We start from the raw sequence: 17,073 nt of genomic DNA, 5'->3' as shown, positions 1-17,073 counted from the left end.
TCAGTCCTTGAGAAATTCATCATGCGCAGGTTGTTGCTGTTGCTTGCTGCAGGCGCCTTTGTCGGTTGCACGAGTCCGTTGCCGGCGGTCGATCCGCAGATGGCCTGGGTCGACTTCGCTACGCCGAGCCCCGGCGGGAAACTGCTGATGGCCGAACGGCTGGACAACCAGCGGCTGAGCGACGGGCGTTACTTCCAGGTCACCCCGGGAAGCCATGAGCTGAGAGTACGTTTCGATTTTGAAGTGTTTGGTGGCGGCTCGGGCTTGATGAATGCTCCGCTGGAGCGGCTGTGCTACCTGACCATCAACTACGACCACTTCGAGGCCGGCCAGCGTTACCTGCTGGAAGCGCGCTCTATAGCGTTCACCCCCAGCGCCCGGCTCTATAACGCCAAGCGGGAGATTGTGGCTGAAGATCGACTGACCAACTGCGTCATGTGAGTCGAATCAACGGTCATTTTTTTGGTAGATGATTTTTTTGGTGCCGTTTTCGCACGTGCCGACCACCATGTTCTGATCGTGCACTTCGTCATTGGTGACAATTTCCAGGGTGTATGACGAGACGTTGTTGGCCTGGATCTTGGCTTCGATCTCGGCCTTGAGTTCTTCACAGGATTTCGGTGCCGCGAGGGCCGATGTGGCCAGCGTGCAACAGATAACCGCCAAGGCAAAACGTTTCATGGTTGAAGCTCCCTTGAGGCAGCGCGCATGGTGATGCGCTGAAGCTGCTGTCATTTATTCGACCACAGTTTTGTCAGTCAGGTTATGTTTGAGGGCAAAAAAAAGACCGCAACCTGCGCAAGGGAGCCCGCGAAGGCTGCGATTTTTTGCCCGCTAGCGTATCAACCCGTTATCAGCTGACCAACGTCGCATCCAGGCTGATTTTCGCATTCAGCACTTTGGACACCGGGCAGCCTTCTTTGGCTTTGTTGCTCAGTTCCTCAAATTGCGCCTGGGTCGCCCCGGGGATTTTCGCCTTGAGAATCAGTTTTACCGCTGTGATCGCAAAGCCACCGTCTACCTGGTCCAGGGTAACTTCGGCATTGGTGTCGATACTGTCGGCCTTAAGGTTGGCCTCGCCGAGAATCATTGAAAACGCCATGGAAAAACAGCCCGCGTGAGCCGCGCCGATCAGCTCTTCCGGATTGGTGCCTTTACCGCCTTCGAAACGGGCCTTGAAGCCGTAGGGCGCGTCTCTGAGAACGCCGGTTTCCGTGGAAATCGAGCCGATACCGGTTTTCAGATCACCTTCCCAATGAGCCGATGCTTTCTTCGTGATAGCCATGTCTGCCTCCTCAAGATCCGGCGCGAAACGTCGCGCCTTCGTGGTTTTCGGTTACCAGGGTTCTGAGGATAGACCGTCCGGCAAAGTTCACCTCATCTGATCAGTCCTCTTATCGCGTAGGAATTTTGTCTCTCCTATTGAAACTCGGGTATATGCCCTCATTGCATAGAACACGCTTATAGACTCGGCAGGTTTTCGTTCGTGAAAAAACCTGCTTACCGATTGGAGAAGCAGGTTTATGAAACGACTATCCGATATCAAGTTCTCGACCCTCGATCTGGTGCCCGTGCGGGAGAACGGCAGTGCAGCCCAGTCCCTGCACAATTCCCTGGACCTGGCGCAGCACGTCGAAAAATTCGGCTATAACCGCTTTTGGGTCGCCGAACATCACAACATGGACGGAATTGCCAGTTCGGCGACCTCGGTCCTGCTGGGCTACTTGGCCGGTGGCACTTCGACCATTCGTGTCGGTTCGGGTGGCGTGATGCTGCCCAACCACGCGCCGCTGGTGATCGCCGAGCAGTTTGGTACCCTTGAAAGCCTGTATCCGGGACGGATCGACCTGGGCCTGGGGCGCGCCCCTGGCTCCGATCAGATGACCGCCCGCGCCTTGCGTCGTGAGCGTTCTGGCAGCGCCGACGACTTCCCGAAAGACGTGACAGAACTGATGCGCTACCTCGGCCCGCGCACGCCGGACCAGCGGATCATTGCCATGCCGGGTACCGGCACCAACGTTCCGATCTGGTTGTTGGGTTCAAGCTTGTTCAGTGCTCAGCTGGCCGGTGAGCGCGGTTTGCCCTACGCCTTCGCTTCACATTTCGCCCCGCGCTTCATGCATGAGGCGATTCGCGTTTACCGCAACCACTTCAAGCCTTCAGCGGTTTTGGATAAGCCTTACGTGATGCTCGGCGTGCCACTGGTGGCCGCGGACACTGACGAGCAGGCTGATTACCTGGCCACTTCGGTCTACCAGCGCATTCTCGCGTTGATGCGTGGCCAGAGCCTGGTGCAACGCCCGCCAGTGAAGACCATGGACGGCCTGTGGCTGCCCCATGAGAAAGAAGCGGTCGGTGATTTCCTTGGCCTTGCCATGGTCGGCAGCCCGCAGAAAATCCGCGCCAAGCTCGAAGTGCTGATCGAGCAGACCCAGGCGGATGAGCTGATTTTCACCTGTGACCTGTACGAACATGCCGATCGCTTGCACTCCTATGAACTGCTGGCGCAAGTCATGAAGGGCTGATGCTTGCACAGTACCCACAAAAAAGCCGACGCCATTGCGTCGGCTTTTTCATTTTCGAGAGCGGTCAGCCCTGTTTGTAGACGATTTGCTTGGAGCCCTTTTCACAGGTGCCGACGACTTTTCCGTCAGCGGCAGTCCCCTTATCCACGATCTCCAGTGTGTAATTGGCGATGCCCTTGGCATCCAGTTTCGCTGAGATTTCAGCTTTCAACTCGTCGCACGACTTGCCTTGGGCAAAGGTTGTTCCCGCAAGGCTCAACAAACCTGCCGCCAGAATAAACTTCTTCATGGGTTGCACTCCTTGGTCGGATCAATAGGGGGAGGGCATCCAGCCGTCGACCGGATGCGCTCACCATGTAGCGCTTTGCCGTTTCCTATGGCATTCGGCCGGCGCGCAAGTTCAGAAGACTGGCTCAAACTCAGCTGCTGGCAATTCGGAACCCGACTTTGAGCGTCACCTGAAAGTGTGCCGCCTTACCGTCCTTGATGTGCCCAACGGGTTTCGGTCACTTCAAACCATTCCATGTACTTGAGGCTTTTGTTGGCTTCGGCCAGGGCGTTGTTGATGGCGTCTTCAATGCTGCTGGTGGACGAGCCGACCAGTTCGACTTTCTTGTAAGTGTGATGGTCAGTCATGGCGTTCTCCTTGAGGTGTGAAATACAGCCTAGCAGTGATTTTTCTTATTTTCTTCTGTCGACCCATCCGGGGGGAAGTTCAGATTTACTGCACTTTCTCGAACCCTTGAAGTCCCAAGAAACACACGCCCCTCATCAACAATGCAGGAGAGCCACCATGGCCAATACTTCGTTACGCAAAGCCTCATTGCAAAGCATGGAAGCCGAGATCGAGAGTCTGCTGAAATCGTTGGAAAGCCTGAAGGACGACGCCTCGGACGAGTCGCGCAAAACCCTTAAAACACTGAAAAGCAACGCCGAGAATGCGCTGAAACATTCACGCCACCTGCTCGCCGATGCCTATGAAGAGGTCAAGGTCAAGACCCGTGAAACCGGGATCGCGACACGTGACTACGCCCAGGAACACCCTTGGACTACCGCCGGCGTCGCCGTTGGTGCGCTGGGTCTTCTGGCAGCCTACCTGCTGTGCAAACGCGGTAATTAAGGTGCCTGGCGCAGTTCGTTTTTGAGCCATTGCGCCAATTGCCGAGCGCGCCCGTCCGCGGCGCGCTTGGGTAGCCATAACGCCAGTTGCGCCGGGGTTTCACAGAAACCCCATGGCGCAACCAGGCGACCGGCCTTCAAGTCCTCGGCCACCAGCGGCTCAGGCGCGATGGCCACACCTAGTCCGGCCACTGCCGCCTCCAGCAAATAATACAAATGCTCGAACCCCTGACCGTACTTCAGCGCCTTGGCGTCGAGGCCGCTTTGCTGTGCCCAACTCGGCCAGGCTTGCGGACGTGAGGTGGTGTGCAGCAAGGGTTCGGTCAGCAGTGCGTTTGCCGGTGCGTTCTGCAGCCTTTCGTAGCCGAGGAATCGTGGGCTCATGACCGGGCCGATGCGCTCGCTGGCCAGTTCATAAACTTGCATGTCCGCCGGCCATGGCGGCTCGGCAAACACCAGCAAGGCATCCAGGCCGGGCCGCCGAGGGTCGAGATCGCCTTCGCCAGCCGACAGGTGCAAGCGCAGATCCGGCAGGTCCGCATTGAGTCGCCCCAAACGCGGAATGAACCAGCGCGCCAGCAGGCTACCCGAGCAGCCGAGCACGAACGGCGCATCGGCGGTGCTTTGGGTCAATTCGGCGCAAACGCTGCGCAATCGCTCGAAGGCTTCACCGCTGACATCGCGCAATCGGACACCGGCATCTGTGAGTTTCAGGCCGCGTCCATCCTTGATGAACAGACTCACGCCGAGGTGTTCTTCCAGCACCTTGAGTTGCCGGCTGACTGCACCATGAGTGACGTGTAGCTGTTCGGCGGCCTGGCTGACGCTGTTCAGGCGGGCAGTGGCTTCGAAGGCGCGAAGGGCGTTTAGCGGAGGAAGGTCGTGGCTCATGGGAACTGTGAGTTTTCCTGACAGGTTGTGGCGATCTTATCGGTTTTCAGTGCGCAACGTCAGGGGTAGAGTGAACCCCATCGTCACCTCTCGAATACAACTGGAGCGACCCATGACCCAGACTAATCTGCGCAACGGCCCCGACGCCAACGGCCTGTTTGGCGCGTTCGGCGGCCGCTACGTCGCCGAAACCCTGATGCCGTTGATCCTCGATCTGGCCCGCGAATACGAAGCGGCCAAGGAAGATCCGGCGTTCAAAGAAGAATTGGCCTACTTCCAGCGTGATTACGTCGGACGTCCAAGCCCACTGTATTTCGCCGAGCGTCTGACTGAGTTCTGTGGCGGCGCGAAGATTTACCTCAAGCGCGAAGAGCTGAACCACACCGGCGCGCACAAGATCAACAACTGCATCGGCCAGATCCTGCTGGCGCGGCGCATGGGCAAGAAACGCATCATCGCCGAGACCGGTGCCGGCATGCACGGTGTGGCGACCGCCACCGTGGCTGCGCGTTTCGGCCTCGACTGCGTGATCTACATGGGCACCACCGACATCGAACGTCAGCAAGCCAACGTGTTTCGCATGAAGCTGCTGGGCGCCGAAGTGATCCCGGTGGTTGCCGGTACCGGCACCCTCAAAGATGCGATGAACGAAGCCCTGCGTGACTGGGTGACCAACGTCGACAGCACCTTCTACCTGATCGGCACCGTGGCCGGCCCACACCCGTATCCCGCCATGGTTCGCGACTTCCAGGCTGTGATCGGCAAGGAAACCCGCGAGCAGTTGCAAGCCCAGGAAGGCCGTCTGCCGGACAGCCTGGTGGCGTGCATCGGCGGTGGTTCCAATGCCATGGGCCTGTTTCACCCGTTCCTCGATGACAAGAGTGTCGAGATCATCGGCGTCGAAGCGGCCGGTTATGGCATCGAAACCGGCAAGCATGCGGCCAGCCTGAACGGCGGCGTACCGGGCGTTCTGCACGGCAACCGTACTTTCCTGCTGCAGGACGACGACGGCCAGATCATCGACGCGCATTCGATTTCCGCCGGCCTCGATTATCCGGGCATCGGCCCGGAACATGCCTGGTTGCATGACATCGGCCGCGTCCAGTACACCTCGGTGACTGACGATGAAGCCCTCGACGCGTTCCACAAATGCTGTCGCCTGGAAGGGATTATTCCTGCACTGGAAAGCGCCCATGCCCTGGCCGAAGTGTTCAAACGTGCACCGACACTGCCGAAAGATCATTTGATGGTGGTCAACCTGTCCGGCCGTGGCGACAAAGACATGCAGACCGTGATGCACCACATGGAACAATCGACGCAGGAGAAACACTGATGAGCCGCCTGCAAACGCGTTTTGCCGAACTCAAGGAACAGAACCGCGCCGCCCTGGTAACCTTCGTGACCGCTGGCGACCCGAGCTACGACACGGCGCTGGCGATCCTCAAGGGCTTGCCGGGAGCGGGTGCCGACGTGATCGAGTTGGGCATGCCTTTCACCGATCCAATGGCCGATGGCCCGGCGATTCAACTGGCCAACATTCGTGCCTTGGGCGCCAAACAGAACCTGGCGAAAACCCTGCAAATGGTTCGCGAGTTCCGCGAAGGCAATAACGAGACTCCGCTGGTGCTGATGGGTTACTTCAACCCGATTCACATGTACGGCGTGCCACGTTTCATCGCTGAAGCCAAAGAGGCCGGTGTCGATGGCTTGATCGTGGTCGACATGCCGCCCGAGCATAATGCCGAGCTGTGCGACCCGGCACAGGCGGCGGGCCTGGACTTCATCCGTCTGACCACTCCGACGACTGACGACGTGCGCTTGCCGACTGTATTGAACGGCAGTTCCGGCTTTGTTTACTACGTGTCGGTGGCGGGTGTGACCGGTGCGGGCGCGGCGACTCTGGAACATGTCGAAGAAGCCGTCACCCGCCTGCGTCGCCATACCGATCTGCCGATCAGTATCGGTTTTGGTATTCGTACACCGGAGCAAGCGGCGTCCATCGCGCGTCTGGCCGACGGTGTGGTGGTGGGGTCGGCGCTGATCGATCATATCGCCAATGCCTCAACCCCGGATCAGGCTGTGGAGGGTGTACTCAGCCTGTGCGCAGCCTTGTCTGACGGCGTACGTAAAGCGCGGGTCAGCTGAAGGCAAAGTTCCTGATACAGAGAATTTAGGGCCTCGCGGCACAGGCTAAACAGCAAGACCGAGGGCTTCAGGACTACGTTCTGAAGCCCTTTTGCTTTCAGGGCAATTCCAACCCACCTGCAGCCTTGTGCAGCTTGCGCAAATGTTCGCCAACCTGCTTCAGGTTGGCTTCGTTGGCGGCCATCTCGGCGGCTCGACTCGGTTCGAGCAACGCTCTCACTTCCTTGTCGAGATCCCCGGTCAACACTTGCAGCTGCTTCTGGCGCAGGCTGCTTTCCGACTCCAGGCGCGTCCACTCGTTTGGTTGCGGCAAACCATAACCACCGGTCCCGAGCAGTTCGGCCGGGCGGCTGAGGAAGCCGCTGTTGGCGAGAATCTCCTGCAAGGTCGCATTGGCTTTATCCATGCCGCCATTCTTCAATTCCCGAGCGCCCAGATAACGTTGCTTCACTTCGTCCTGGGCCAGCACCATCTGCTGACGGAAACTGGCCTGCTCCAGCAGCAGTAACGCCGCGCTGGTGCGCAAATCAGCCTGGTCAATCCATTTGCGGCGCTCATCAGCTTTCAAGGACAGCCAGTCCTCGACCTTGTCCTGCTTGATCGGCAAATGCTTTTTCAGCACTTCGAACATCGCTTGATAACGCTCGCGGAAGGAGTCGAAGCGATAGCCCAGACGTAATGCTTCGCGTGGATTGTCCAGCACGCTGGTGTCCGCCAATCCGCGGCCCTTGAGCACTTCCAGCAAACCGTTGGGCATGATGCTGTCGAGGCCGACCAGTTGCGCATTGTTGGTGCTGCTGCGCAGTAATTTCAGGCCTTCTACTGCGCAGTTATTGGACAGGAAAAAATAGTTGCCGTCGTAACTCCAGTGCATCTCCGCGGCGTGTTCCACCACGTCTTCGATCTCGCTCTGCGACAGGTTCAGCGGCACCGAGGCCAGACTGCGCAGTTCGGTCTTGGTGTACTCGTCGATCACTTGGGCCAGCGGCAAGACAAACAGGCGTGACGGGTATTTACCCACCAGCCCATCCCAGCTCGACAGCTGTAGGTCACCGACGAAGGCGCGGTAGGACAACACCAGATGTTGATCCAGATCCAGTCGGCAATCCGGCCCGCGCGGCCGACCCGGTGCACAGATCACCAGTCGCAGCATGCTGTGGCCCCAGCGGCTGACCCAGTTCTGGTTGGCTTCTGCCAGTAGATAGTCAACAGCGTAAACCCGCTCCGGATCGACCTGGCCCAGGGGCTGCTTGGCGAAGTCGTTACCCGCATTGAGGAAGGCGAATGATTGGGCGCATGTGTCTTTGGCGGCGGGCGCCCAGCCGAAATGTTCTTTGTAGTAGCGATACAGCGCAGGACGACGGCAGGCATAGCTTGGGTCGAGGAGGAAGTACTCCATGTTGACCGCGACGAACTCCTTCGGGCTGCTCGTCTCGTAGATGTCCGGGCTGCGGGCAATCTGCCGGTTGTGCTGTTCGCGTTCGCCGCGCCGACCGACGTATTGCGGCCAGCCGGCCAAATCCAGCAAACGAGGGTCATCGCTGAGGGTCCAGCGTCGCTCCGTCTGCCCACGGCATTGGTCCGGGATGCCGATCAGCCCGGAGCTGCTGTGACGTTGCGTGCAACGCTGGATCAGCGTGCGCTCGGCGGCTGGCCACAGGCGCGCACGGTCATAAATGTGGGTGAGTTCGTGCAACACCGTGGCGAGCATCTCCCGGCGCACGGTACCGTGGGGACGATACGTTTTTTGGGTCGCGGCGCTGCCGTTGGTGAGGCTGGTGAGCAGATTGCGATTCAGATCCAGCTCGGACACAAGCGACGCCTGGCCGTAAGCGTCGCTTGGCATATCATCGGTCCAGCCGACATCAATGCGCCGGTCCAGTTGCTCGATGAAGCGCGGCGGTAATGCCTGCATGGCTTCATCGAGCAGCGCCTGACTGGCCTGCTGTTGCGCGGGGCTCAGACCGTCGGTCTTGAGTCGTAGTTGCAGGCCGGCCTGAGCTGTATTGCCGAGCAGCAACACAATCCCGGCCAGCAGCCAGGCGCCTAATGACTTCACAGTGCGAGGATGGCTTCGGCGAGAACCTGATCACTGGCGTCTCGGGCTTCCGGTACGCGGGTGCGCAAGGTGTCGAAGGCCGCTTCCAGGTGCGCACCACGGATTTCACCGTTGCTGGCGACGAAACTGGCTGCATCGTCGTGGGCTTCACGGACAATCTTCGAATCGCGGATGGACGTGGTGGTATCGGATGTGAAATCAAGCGTGCGCTCGGAGGCACGAATGATGATGTTACTGGTGGCTACCAGGGTGTGCGCCTGGGCCACGTCGGCCAACAACAGCAGGCCAAGGGTGGCAGCAATCAGCGGGCTACGCATGGAACGACTCCGGAGGAACTAAGGGATAACTATTGGACGAGAATTGCTTGCGCCAGTTCAAGGTCGCTGGCATGAAGTTTTGGCTGGGTCCGACGCAGGTAAATCAAGGCGGCCTCCAGTTGCGACCCGCGCAGTCGGCCGTCACTGGCAATGAACGCGGCAGCGTCATCCCGGGCGGCGATCAGCAGTTTATGGTCGAAGGGCACGGAGGTTACCATGCTGGAGGCATAACCACTGGCCACGGTGCCTTGCGTAGAGAGGTTGAAAGCGTCGAAGGCATAGGCCGAACCCGACCAGCAAGCCGCAAGAAAAACCGCAGTGATCGACAGACTGGAAAGAAAGCGCATGAGGCTCGATAGCTGAAAGCGAATCCCAAGGCTAGCGCAATGCCCGGGCTAGAGCCAGCGCCGAAACATTGGGACACCTGTGGGAGCGGGCTTGCTCGCGAAAGCGGTGTGTCAGGCGACATCAATGTTGGATGTGCTGACGCCTTCGCGAGCAAGCCCGCCCCACATGGATTGCGCTTATTAGGGCGTGGTCCCGGTCAGAGCTGTCGCTTAGATCGTCAGGATGGCCTGGGCCAGCTGTGCGTCGGTCGCGTTCAGTTGTGGAGTCTGTTGGCGGATATGATCGAGCGCGCTTTCCAGTCTCACACCACGAATGGCGCCTTCACTGGCGACGAAGCTGGCGGCATCGTCACGAGCAGCACGGACGATTTTGTCGTCGCGAAAGGAAGACGAGATATCCGACGTTGCGTCGGAAGAAGCCTTCAGTCCACCAACGATGGAATCGGTGGTCACGATAAAGCTGGTGGCATGGGAATTGGCAGCAACGGCAAGCAGGGCAGCAGCGCTGAGCAGACGTAGACGGGACATGGGGTAGCTCCTTTGGATAGACCGATTGAGAGGTGGCTCAGGATCAGATGCCTGTCGTAAAGCGTTCGCCACGTTCTATCTGGATATTAGGCCTGTGCACCTCAGTTAGAATAGCCCCCGTCTGTTAAGGGGGAAAAGCTAGCGCCAGAACGGTTTGTCCACTTCGTTCAGGCGGTCGGCATGGCTGATGCCCAGATCCGAGAGCTGTTGATCATTGAGTTGGCCCAATAACCGTCGGGTGCGAGCCCTTTCCAGGCTGTCGGTAAACGCTCTCAGTAACCCTCGCAGCTTGACCAAGCGGGGCTTCGCTTGCGGTGTGACGATGGAAACATTTTGTAAGTTATTCATCGGCGCGGTCCTTTTGCCAAGTGGTCGGGATTCAATGGTGACTCCGTTTATGCCTACGGCACAGACACACTCCGATGAAATTGTACTGGTTCAATTTGTATAATTTATAAACTGTACCTGTTGGCGGATATCTCTTCTGTACGGCCCAATGTGCAAGCTCCCAAACGACAAAACCCGTCGTGGTTTCCCACGACGGGTTTTGTTTGTTCAATTCGGGTTGCTGGCGGTGGATCCGGAGGATCAGAGCCAGCGACGCTAACTTAGCGCCAGAACGGCTTGCTCAGCTCTTCGTAGCGTTGTGCTTCGCTAATCCCGGCGTCAGCCAGCAGACGCGAATCCAGACGAGCCAGTTGATGGCGGCTGGAGATGCGGCGCTGCCACAGCATCAGGTTGGCGATAACGCGCAGAGGCATGGAAGCCTGGGTTTTTGCAGCAGTATCTTCGAAGAACAGTTCGGAACTGAGTGTACGTTCCATGGTTGACATCCTTCCGCTTATGGCGGGATTAGGTAGTGGTTTAACTGATGCCAATGATCCTCTCGTTTGGCCAGTCTCTGTAGATACAGTTCACCTGTATTGTGAGAGACCAGTTAACTGTTAAAAGGCAGTGTACTGGTCGAAATTGAGGCAACTGTACCTGTCAGCACTAATTTAGTGCGCTTTTCGCCATTTTCACGCAAAAGGTAGGCAAATGCTGTAGGAAAAGACCGGTACAGCAGTACAGTTTTTTTCGTAATGGAGTGTTGTCACCGCGAGCTGACGAAACTGTGTTTGCGTCAGCTGCAATCTGTATCAATTACACCGCCAGCATGCGCCCGGTTTCTTCCAGGTTCATGTGCCAACTCAGGGCATCACGCAGGATGTGCGGGGTATGCCCGCCGACTGCGCAAGCGGCAGTGAAGTAGTCATTCAAGGCTGGGCGATAGTCCGGGTGAACGCAGTTGTCGATGATGACGCGGGCGCGCTCACGCGGTGCCAAGCCACGCAGGTCGGCCAGGCCTATCTCGGTCACGAGAATGTCGACGTCATGTTCTGTGTGGTCGACGTGGCTGGCCATGGGGACCACGCTGGAAATTGCGCCGCCCTTGGCGATCGACTTGGTGACAAAGATCGCCAGGTGCGCATTGCGCGCGAAATCGCCGGAGCCGCCGATGCCATTCATCATGCGCGTGCCGCAGACGTGGGTGGAGTTGACGTTGCCGTACAGGTCGAACTCCAGCGCAGTGTTGATGCCAATGATGCCCAGGCGCCGCACCACTTCGGGATGGTTCGAGATTTCCTGGGGGCGCAACACCAGCTTGTCCTTATAGCGCTCCAGATTCCCGAATACATCGGCATTGCGCCGGCTCGACAGGGTGATCGAACTGCCGGAAGCAAAGCTCAGCTTGCCAGCGTCGATCAGATCGAAAGTCGAATCCTGCAACACTTCGGAGTACATGGTCAGGTCTTCGAACGGTGAGTCGATCAAGCCGCACATCACCGAATTGGCGATGGTGCCGATACCGGCTTGCAGCGGGCCGAGCTTGTTAGTCATGCGACCGGCAGCCACTTCCTGTTTGAAGAAATCGATCAGATGGTCAGCGATGGCCTGTGTGTCACTGTCCGGCGGCAAGACAGTGGACGGCGAGTCGGATTGATTAGTGATCACGATCGCGACGATTTTTTCCGGCGGTATCGGGATGGCAGTGCTGCCGATACGGTCATCGACCTTCACCAGTGGAATAGGTGTGCGGGTCGGCCGGTAGGTAGGGATATAGATGTCGTGCAAGCCTTCGAGATTCGGGTTGTGCGCCAGATTGATCTCGACGATCACGTGTTTGGCGAAAATCGCAAAGCTGGCGGAGTTGCCTACCGAGGTGGTCGGCACGATATGGCCCTGCTCGGTGATTGCCACGGCTTCGATCACCGCGATGTCCGGTAGCTTGAGTTGTTGGTTACGCAGTAGCTCTACGGTTTCCGACAGGTGCTGGTCGATGAACATGACTTCGCCGGCATTGATCGCCTTGCGCAGGGTGCTGTCGACCTGGAACGGCATGCGTCGCGACAGTACGCCGGCTTCAGTCAGTTGCTTGTCGAGGTCGTTGCCCAGGCTAGCACCGGTCATCAGGGTGATTTTCAGCGGTGTGACCTTGGCGCGCTCGGCCAGGGCATGAGGCACAGCCTTGGCTTCGCCGGCTCGGGTAAAGCCGCTCATGCCGACGGTCATGCCGTCCTGAATCAGAGCGGCAGCGTCGGCGGCGCTCATTACCTTGTCCAACAATGAAGGCAAGCGAATACGGTCACGGTACATGATTGTTATCTCGGGCAACGGAAGCAAGGTGCGCAGTCTAGTGAATTTGATGAGCCTGCGTCCCGCTACCAAGGTCGCATTCGAGGTGTCTATTCTGGGCCTTTCGGACAAAACACCGTTACAGGATCGGTAACAGCCACAAACAAAAACGCCCCGACGAGTCGGGGCGTCCAGGTTACCGAAGGTTTTTACTCGACGGCTTTAACCATGTCTTCGATGACTTTCTTGGCATCGCCGAAAACCATCATGGTCTTGTCCAGGTAGAACAGCTCGTTGTCCAGGCCGGCATAGCCGCTGGCCATCGAGCGCTTGTTGACGATGATGGTCTTGGCCTTGAACGCTTCGAGAATCGGCATGCCGGCAATCGGCGATTTCGGGTCGTTCTTGGCCGCCGGGTTCACCACGTCGTTGGCGCCGAGCACCAGCACCACGTCGGCCTGGCCGAACTCGGAGTTGATGTCTTCCATCTCGAACACCTGGTCGTAAGGCACTTCGGCCTCGGCCAACAATACGTTCATGTGGCCAGGCATCCGGCCGGCAACCGGGTGAATCGCATACTTCACGGTCACTCCGCGATGGCTCAGTTTCTCGGTCAGTTCTTTCAAGGCGTGCTGCGCGCGAGCCACTGCCAGGCCATAGCCCGGAACGATGATCACAGTGTCGGCGTTGGTCAGCAGGAAGGTGGCGTCGTCAGCCGAACCGGATTTCACCGGGCGGGCTTCTTTCGAGCCTGCCGGGCCAGCGGCATCTGCTGTGTTGCCGAAACCGCCGAGCAGTACGTTGAAGAACGAACGGTTCATTGCCTTGCACATGATGTACGAGAGGATGGCACCGGACGAGCCGACCAGCGAGCCGGCAATGATCAGCATCGAGTTGTTCAGCGAGAAGCCGATACCCGCTGCTGCCCAGCCGGAGTAACTGTTGAGCATCGACACCACGACAGGCATGTCGGCACCGCCGATCGGGATGATGATCAGCACGCCCATCACGAAGGCCAGGACAAGCATCAGAGCAAACGCGCTGAGATTGCCGGTCAACATGAAGGTGACACCCAGCGCCAGCGTCGCCAGACCCAGCAGCAGGTTCAGCTTGTGCTGACCGCTGAACTGTACCGGTGCGCCTTGGAACAAGCGGAACTTGTACTTGCCCGAGAGCTTGCCGAACGCGATCACCGAACCGGAGAAGGTGATTGCACCGATGGCCGCGCCGAGGAACAGCTCCAGACGGTTGCCCGCCGGAATCGAATCCCCCAACTGTTTAACGATGCCCAGCGACTGCGGCTCGACTACGGCGGCGATGGCGATGAACACGGCGGCCATACCGATCATGCTGTGCATGAAGGCGACCAGTTCCGGCATTTTGGTCATTTCAACGCGCTTGGCCATGATCGAGCCGGCAGTGCCGCCGACCAACAGACCTACGATGACGTAACCGATGCCGGCAGTCGCCAGCTCTGCCCCTAGCTTATAAATAAGGCCGACCGTGGTGATGATCGCCAGGGCCATGCCAAGCATTCCGTACACATTGCCGCGCCGCGACGTGGTCGGGTGCGACAGGCCTTTGAGGGCCTGGATGAAGCAGATCGACGCGATCAGGTACAGCGTCGTTACCAGATTCATGCTCATTACTTGGGCGCCTCTTCTTTTACGGCTTTCGGGGCTTTTTTCTTGAACATCTCAAGCATTCTGCGAGTCACGAGGAAACCACCGAACACGTTCACGGCCGCCAGAGCCACCGCCAGGGTGCCCATGGTCTTACCCAGTGGGGTCACGGTCAAAGCTGCCGCCAGCATGGCGCCGACGATCACAATCGCCGAAATGGCGTTGGTTACCGCCATCAACGGCGTATGCAGTGCAGGTGTAACGTTCCACACCACGTGATAACCGACATAAATCGCCAGCACGAAGATGATCAGGTTGTAGATACCGGGGGAGATAAGCTCTTCCATCGTCTGAATCCCTGCTTAGGCGTTTTTGCGGATGACTTGGCCGTCGCGGCACATCAGGCACGCGGCGACGATGTCGTCTTCGAGGTTCACTTCAAACTGGCCTTCTTTGTTGAAGACCAGCTTCAGGAAGTCCAGCAGGTTGCGCGCATACAGCGCCGAAGCATCGGCCGCGACTGCACCGGCCAGATTGGTCGGGCCGCAAATGGTCACGCCATTCTCGACGACCACCTGATCGGCCACGGTCAGCGGGCAGTTGCCGCCCTGCGCTGCCGCGAGGTCGATGACCACCGAGCCAGGCTTCATCTGCGCCACGGTTTCGGCGCTCAACAGTGTCGGCGCCTTGCGGCCCGGGATCAGCGCAGTAGTAATGACGATGTCAGCCTGCTTGGCGCGTTCGTGCACGGCGAGGGCCTGACGCTGCATCCAGCTGGCCGGCATGGGACGCGCGTAACCGCCGACACCGACGGCGCATTCGCGCTCTTCATCGGTTTCGTACGGCACATCGACGAATTTCGCACCCAGAGATTCGATCTGTTCCTTCACCGCAGGACGCACGTCGGAGGCTTCGATCACAGCGCCCAGACGCTTGGCGGTAGCGATCGCCTGCAAACCGGCGACGCCAGCGCCGAGAATCAGCACGCGCGCCGCTTTCACTGTACCAGCGGCAGTCATCAGCATCGGCATGAATCGTGGGTAGTAGTGAGCGGCCAATAGCACGGATTTATAACCGGCGATGTTCGCTTGGGAGGACAGCACATCCAGGCTCTGGGCGCGGGAGGTGCGTGGCGCAGCTTCCAGTGCAAACGCGGTAATGCCGCATTCGGCCAGTTTGGCGATGGTTTCATTGCTAAACGGGTTGAGCATGCCCACGACGACGGTGCCGCTCTTGATCAGCGTCAGTTCGCTGTCGCTGGGGGCGACCACCTTGAGAATCAGCTCGGCACCAAACGCATCATTGGCGCTGCCAATGGTTGCGCCTGCCGCTTCATAAGCACTGTCCACAACGCTGGCGTTAATGCCGGCGCCGCTTTGTACAGTGACCTTATGACCCTGGCCGATCAGCTTCTTGATGGTTTCCGGGGTTGCAGCAACCCGTGTTTCACCCGTCTGGGTTTCGAGAGGAACACCAATGTGCACGTCAAATCTCCTGCGTGATCTTATTGAGTAAACCCAGGCACTTCGGATGGTGCGGCTGGGGCGGCCGATCAGCACGATCCCGCCAAATCAGGGCGGGGCGCGGCATTTTGCAGGCGAACTTTGTGCCCTTCAAGGGATTATGACGGGTGACGGAAAATTAACTACAAGTCACCCCGTGACCGAATGTCGCACTTATCGGAGCAATCCCTTGCAGGCCGTGGCTTGTGAGGATTCTGTCCAAAATTCAAGAATTTATACATCGGCACGGTGAATGAGGCGTCATTGCCTGGCAGTAGAGGCTCAAGGCCACGTATTCAGGCCTGTGTAGGACGTTTGTGCTACTCCTCAGTACAGTCTTCCAATATGCGACAAATACTTATATCTGTAGTGCTTTTGTTTATCTGACTACGTGGTCAACTAATAGGTGCGGGCCTTTATCCTTCTAGGTTGTAGCTGTGAGCCTGATTCACTAGCCAATCGCGAAATGCCTTTAAAGAAGCTGATTCGACCTTTCGATCAGGAATCATCAGGTAATAGGCCTTAATGCTAGATAGTGCCTGAGCGTTGGCAATCACCAGACGCTTCTCTGCTAATTCGCGCTGAATCAGGAACGGTGGAATCAGCGCGATCCCCATGTCGTGCATCGCAGCTTGAGCCAAGCATGGAGAAATAGCTCGTAACGCGGCCCTGTCATGTCTCGCGGGATATTCAGGTTTTGAGAGTTGAACCACTGGCGCCAGGCGTAAGGGCGTGTGGTCTGTTGCAGCAGAGGTAGTTCGGCGATTTCACTGGGGGTCAGATTGGTTTTTTTTCCCAGTAAGGTGGGGCTGCACACCGGCATCGGATTTTCGCCCATTAGCCTGTGGGATTCAGTACCCGACCAGTCGGCGTCGCCGAAATAGATCGCGGCATCGAAGTCGGTGTCGGCAAACAGGAAGGGGCGCGTGCGATTGGTGAGGTTGACCGTCACTTCCGGGTGTTTGTGCTGAAAATCCTTGAGTCGAGGCAGCAGCCATTGAGTGCCGAAGGTTGGCACCACCGCCAGCTCGATCATGTTGGTGCCTTGCTGGCCCATCACTGACAAAGTGTCGCGTTCAACCGCATCAAGTTGGGTGGCCACTCGGCGGCTGTAGGAAAGCCCGGCCTCCGTCAACTTCACTCCGCGCCGGGAGCGTCGGAATAGTTCGACGTTGAGGAACTCCTCTAGGCTGGCGATCTGTCGGCAAATCGCTCCCTGCGTGAGGGAAAGTTCCTGGGCTGCCTTGGTAAAGCTCTCGTGGCGCGCTGCAGCTTCAAAACTGATCAGAGCGGTTGTACTGGGAATCTTCCGGCGCATGTACGTCAACCTCACTAATACATCGCATATAGGCTATTTTGCGACGTTACGGAGTGAGAAATTAGCACAACAGTATGCAAAATC

Annotated in this window: 19 protein-coding genes and 2 pseudogenes; 5 read left to right on the top strand and 16 right to left on the bottom strand. The window is 58.2% G+C overall.

The features are described from left to right. The first annotated feature begins 21 nt into the window (after positions 1–21). Complete coding sequence (locus PSH65_RS31150; RefSeq protein ID WP_123720043.1) at positions 22–441, top strand: hypothetical protein; 420 nt, start codon at positions 22–24, stop codon at positions 439–441. A gap of 6 nt (positions 442–447) precedes the next feature. On the opposite strand, the gene PSH65_RS31145 is transcribed toward PSH65_RS31150, so the two are convergent. Together PSH65_RS31145 and PSH65_RS31140 are read right to left on the bottom strand one after the other, a co-directional pair. Then, complete coding sequence (locus tag PSH65_RS31145; RefSeq protein ID WP_007902778.1) at positions 448–681, bottom strand: DUF1161 domain-containing protein; 234 nt, start codon at positions 679–681, stop codon at positions 448–450. Positions 682–853: 172 nt separating this feature from the next. Then, a complete protein-coding gene (locus PSH65_RS31140) occupies positions 854–1,285 on the bottom strand; it encodes an OsmC family protein (protein ID WP_007902777.1) in 432 nt (143 codons plus the stop codon). A 238-nt stretch (positions 1,286–1,523) separates the two neighbouring features. On the opposite strand from PSH65_RS31140, the gene PSH65_RS31135 reads away from it, so the two are divergent. Then, positions 1,524–2,525: an LLM class flavin-dependent oxidoreductase gene (locus PSH65_RS31135; RefSeq protein ID WP_305424307.1), complete on the top strand. Its 1,002-nt coding sequence runs from the start codon at positions 1,524–1,526 to the stop codon at positions 2,523–2,525. Between the two features lie 64 nt (positions 2,526–2,589). Here PSH65_RS31135 and PSH65_RS31130 read toward each other — a convergent pair whose 3' ends face one another. Both PSH65_RS31130 and PSH65_RS31125 read right to left on the bottom strand, forming a co-directional pair. Beyond that, a complete protein-coding gene (locus tag PSH65_RS31130) occupies positions 2,590–2,814 on the bottom strand; it encodes a DUF1161 domain-containing protein (RefSeq protein WP_305424306.1) in 225 nt (74 codons plus the stop codon). A 130-nt stretch (positions 2,815–2,944) separates the two neighbouring features. Next, positions 2,945–3,161, bottom strand: a pseudogene (locus PSH65_RS31125) (dodecin). Positions 3,162–3,318: 157 nt separating this feature from the next. On the opposite strand from PSH65_RS31125, the gene PSH65_RS31120 reads away from it, so the two are divergent. Then, entirely contained in the window at positions 3,319–3,645 is a 327-nt protein-coding gene (locus PSH65_RS31120; RefSeq protein ID WP_305424305.1) for a YqjD family protein, read from the top strand. Here PSH65_RS31120 and PSH65_RS31115 read toward each other — a convergent pair. After that, complete coding sequence (locus PSH65_RS31115; protein WP_305424304.1) at positions 3,642–4,535, bottom strand: LysR family transcriptional regulator; 894 nt, start codon at positions 4,533–4,535, stop codon at positions 3,642–3,644. The genes PSH65_RS31120 and PSH65_RS31115 overlap by 4 nt on opposite strands. 112 nt (positions 4,536–4,647) lie before the next feature. On the opposite strand from PSH65_RS31115, the gene trpB reads away from it, so the two are divergent. Together trpB and trpA are read left to right on the top strand one after the other, a co-directional pair. Beyond that, complete coding sequence (gene trpB, locus PSH65_RS31110; protein ID WP_305424303.1) at positions 4,648–5,868, top strand: tryptophan synthase subunit beta; 1,221 nt, start codon at positions 4,648–4,650, stop codon at positions 5,866–5,868. After that, on the top strand, positions 5,868–6,680 hold the full coding sequence (gene trpA / locus PSH65_RS31105) for a tryptophan synthase subunit alpha (RefSeq protein ID WP_305424302.1): 813 nt from the start codon (positions 5,868–5,870) through the stop codon (positions 6,678–6,680). Before trpB ends, trpA begins: the two co-directional genes overlap by 1 nt. Positions 6,681–6,777: 97 nt before the next feature. On the opposite strand, the gene PSH65_RS31100 is transcribed toward trpA, so the two are convergent. The 11 genes and pseudogenes from PSH65_RS31100 to PSH65_RS31050 all read right to left on the bottom strand — a co-directional run bounded on the left by PSH65_RS31100 (position 6,778) and on the right by PSH65_RS31050 (position 16,989). Then, on the bottom strand, positions 6,778–8,739 hold the full coding sequence (locus tag PSH65_RS31100; RefSeq protein ID WP_305424301.1) for a DUF4105 domain-containing protein: 1,962 nt from the start codon (positions 8,737–8,739) through the stop codon (positions 6,778–6,780). After that, on the bottom strand, positions 8,736–9,056 hold the full coding sequence (locus tag PSH65_RS31095) for a DUF2388 domain-containing protein (protein WP_305424300.1): 321 nt from the start codon (positions 9,054–9,056) through the stop codon (positions 8,736–8,738). The genes PSH65_RS31100 and PSH65_RS31095 overlap by 4 nt, the downstream gene beginning before the upstream one ends. A 29-nt stretch (positions 9,057–9,085) precedes the next feature. Further along, positions 9,086–9,403 carry a DUF2388 domain-containing protein gene (locus tag PSH65_RS31090; protein ID WP_305424299.1) on the bottom strand — a complete coding sequence of 106 codons (318 nt, stop codon included), beginning with the start codon at positions 9,401–9,403 and terminating at the stop codon, positions 9,086–9,088. A gap of 210 nt (positions 9,404–9,613) precedes the next feature. Then, positions 9,614–9,931: a DUF2388 domain-containing protein gene (locus PSH65_RS31085; RefSeq protein WP_305424298.1), complete on the bottom strand. Its 318-nt coding sequence runs from the start codon at positions 9,929–9,931 to the stop codon at positions 9,614–9,616. A gap of 138 nt (positions 9,932–10,069) precedes the next feature. Further along, entirely contained in the window at positions 10,070–10,279 is a 210-nt protein-coding gene (locus PSH65_RS31080) for a DUF1127 domain-containing protein (protein ID WP_305424297.1), read from the bottom strand. A gap of 260 nt (positions 10,280–10,539) precedes the next feature. Further along, a complete protein-coding gene (locus tag PSH65_RS31075) occupies positions 10,540–10,692 on the bottom strand; it encodes a DUF1127 domain-containing protein (protein ID WP_370694728.1) in 153 nt (50 codons plus the stop codon). 382 nt (positions 10,693–11,074) lie between these two features. After that, positions 11,075–12,568 (bottom strand): acetyl-CoA hydrolase/transferase family protein, encoded by a 1,494-nt coding sequence (locus tag PSH65_RS31070; RefSeq protein WP_305424296.1) that lies wholly within the window; start codon positions 12,566–12,568, stop codon positions 11,075–11,077. Between the two features lie 188 nt (positions 12,569–12,756). Continuing rightward, positions 12,757–14,193, bottom strand: a complete 1,437-nt coding sequence (locus PSH65_RS31065) for an NAD(P)(+) transhydrogenase (Re/Si-specific) subunit beta (protein WP_305424295.1) — start codon at positions 14,191–14,193, stop codon at positions 12,757–12,759. Then, positions 14,193–14,516: an NAD(P) transhydrogenase subunit alpha gene (locus PSH65_RS31060; protein WP_003187010.1), complete on the bottom strand. Its 324-nt coding sequence runs from the start codon at positions 14,514–14,516 to the stop codon at positions 14,193–14,195. The genes PSH65_RS31065 and PSH65_RS31060 overlap by 1 nt, the downstream gene beginning before the upstream one ends. A 15-nt stretch (positions 14,517–14,531) precedes the next feature. After that, a complete protein-coding gene (locus tag PSH65_RS31055) occupies positions 14,532–15,653 on the bottom strand; it encodes a Re/Si-specific NAD(P)(+) transhydrogenase subunit alpha (protein WP_205888896.1) in 1,122 nt (373 codons plus the stop codon). A gap of 434 nt (positions 15,654–16,087) precedes the next feature. After that, positions 16,088–16,989, bottom strand: a pseudogene (locus PSH65_RS31050) (LysR family transcriptional regulator). Positions 16,990–17,073 lie beyond the last annotated feature (84 nt).

The organism is Pseudomonas sp. FP603 (genome assembly GCF_030687415.1).
In the GTDB taxonomy this organism is placed as follows: Bacteria; Pseudomonadota; Gammaproteobacteria; order Pseudomonadales; family Pseudomonadaceae; genus Aquipseudomonas; species Aquipseudomonas wuhanensis.
This window is presented reverse-complemented; position numbering and strand designations above follow the sequence as displayed.

What these genes read in the sequence shown, in the direction of transcription:
- PSH65_RS31150 (WP_123720043.1), top strand. Translation starts at nt 22, where the DNA reads ATGCGCAGGTTGTTGCTGTTGCTTGCTGCAGGCGCCTTTGTCGGTTGC.
- PSH65_RS31145 (WP_007902778.1), bottom strand. Translation starts at nt 681, where the DNA reads ATGAAACGTTTTGCCTTGGCGGTTATCTGTTGCACGCTGGCCACATCG.
- PSH65_RS31140 (WP_007902777.1), bottom strand. Translation starts at nt 1,285, where the DNA reads ATGGCTATCACGAAGAAAGCATCGGCTCATTGGGAAGGTGATCTGAAA.
- PSH65_RS31135 (WP_305424307.1), top strand. Translation starts at nt 1,524, where the DNA reads ATGAAACGACTATCCGATATCAAGTTCTCGACCCTCGATCTGGTGCCC.
- PSH65_RS31130 (WP_305424306.1), bottom strand. Translation starts at nt 2,814, where the DNA reads ATGAAGAAGTTTATTCTGGCGGCAGGTTTGTTGAGCCTTGCGGGAACA.
- PSH65_RS31120 (WP_305424305.1), top strand. Translation starts at nt 3,319, where the DNA reads ATGGCCAATACTTCGTTACGCAAAGCCTCATTGCAAAGCATGGAAGCC.
- PSH65_RS31115 (WP_305424304.1), bottom strand. Translation starts at nt 4,535, where the DNA reads ATGAGCCACGACCTTCCTCCGCTAAACGCCCTTCGCGCCTTCGAAGCC.
- trpB (WP_305424303.1), top strand. Translation starts at nt 4,648, where the DNA reads ATGACCCAGACTAATCTGCGCAACGGCCCCGACGCCAACGGCCTGTTT.
- trpA (WP_305424302.1), top strand. Translation starts at nt 5,868, where the DNA reads ATGAGCCGCCTGCAAACGCGTTTTGCCGAACTCAAGGAACAGAACCGC.
- PSH65_RS31095 (WP_305424300.1), bottom strand. Translation starts at nt 9,056, where the DNA reads ATGCGTAGCCCGCTGATTGCTGCCACCCTTGGCCTGCTGTTGTTGGCC.
- PSH65_RS31090 (WP_305424299.1), bottom strand. Translation starts at nt 9,403, where the DNA reads ATGCGCTTTCTTTCCAGTCTGTCGATCACTGCGGTTTTTCTTGCGGCT.
- PSH65_RS31085 (WP_305424298.1), bottom strand. Translation starts at nt 9,931, where the DNA reads ATGTCCCGTCTACGTCTGCTCAGCGCTGCTGCCCTGCTTGCCGTTGCT.
- PSH65_RS31080 (WP_305424297.1), bottom strand. Translation starts at nt 10,279, where the DNA reads ATGAATAACTTACAAAATGTTTCCATCGTCACACCGCAAGCGAAGCCC.
- PSH65_RS31075 (WP_370694728.1), bottom strand. Translation starts at nt 10,692, where the DNA reads ATGCCTCTGCGCGTTATCGCCAACCTGATGCTGTGGCAGCGCCGCATC.
- PSH65_RS31070 (WP_305424296.1), bottom strand. Translation starts at nt 12,568, where the DNA reads ATGTACCGTGACCGTATTCGCTTGCCTTCATTGTTGGACAAGGTAATG.
- PSH65_RS31065 (WP_305424295.1), bottom strand. Translation starts at nt 14,193, where the DNA reads ATGAGCATGAATCTGGTAACGACGCTGTACCTGATCGCGTCGATCTGC.
- PSH65_RS31060 (WP_003187010.1), bottom strand. Translation starts at nt 14,516, where the DNA reads ATGGAAGAGCTTATCTCCCCCGGTATCTACAACCTGATCATCTTCGTG.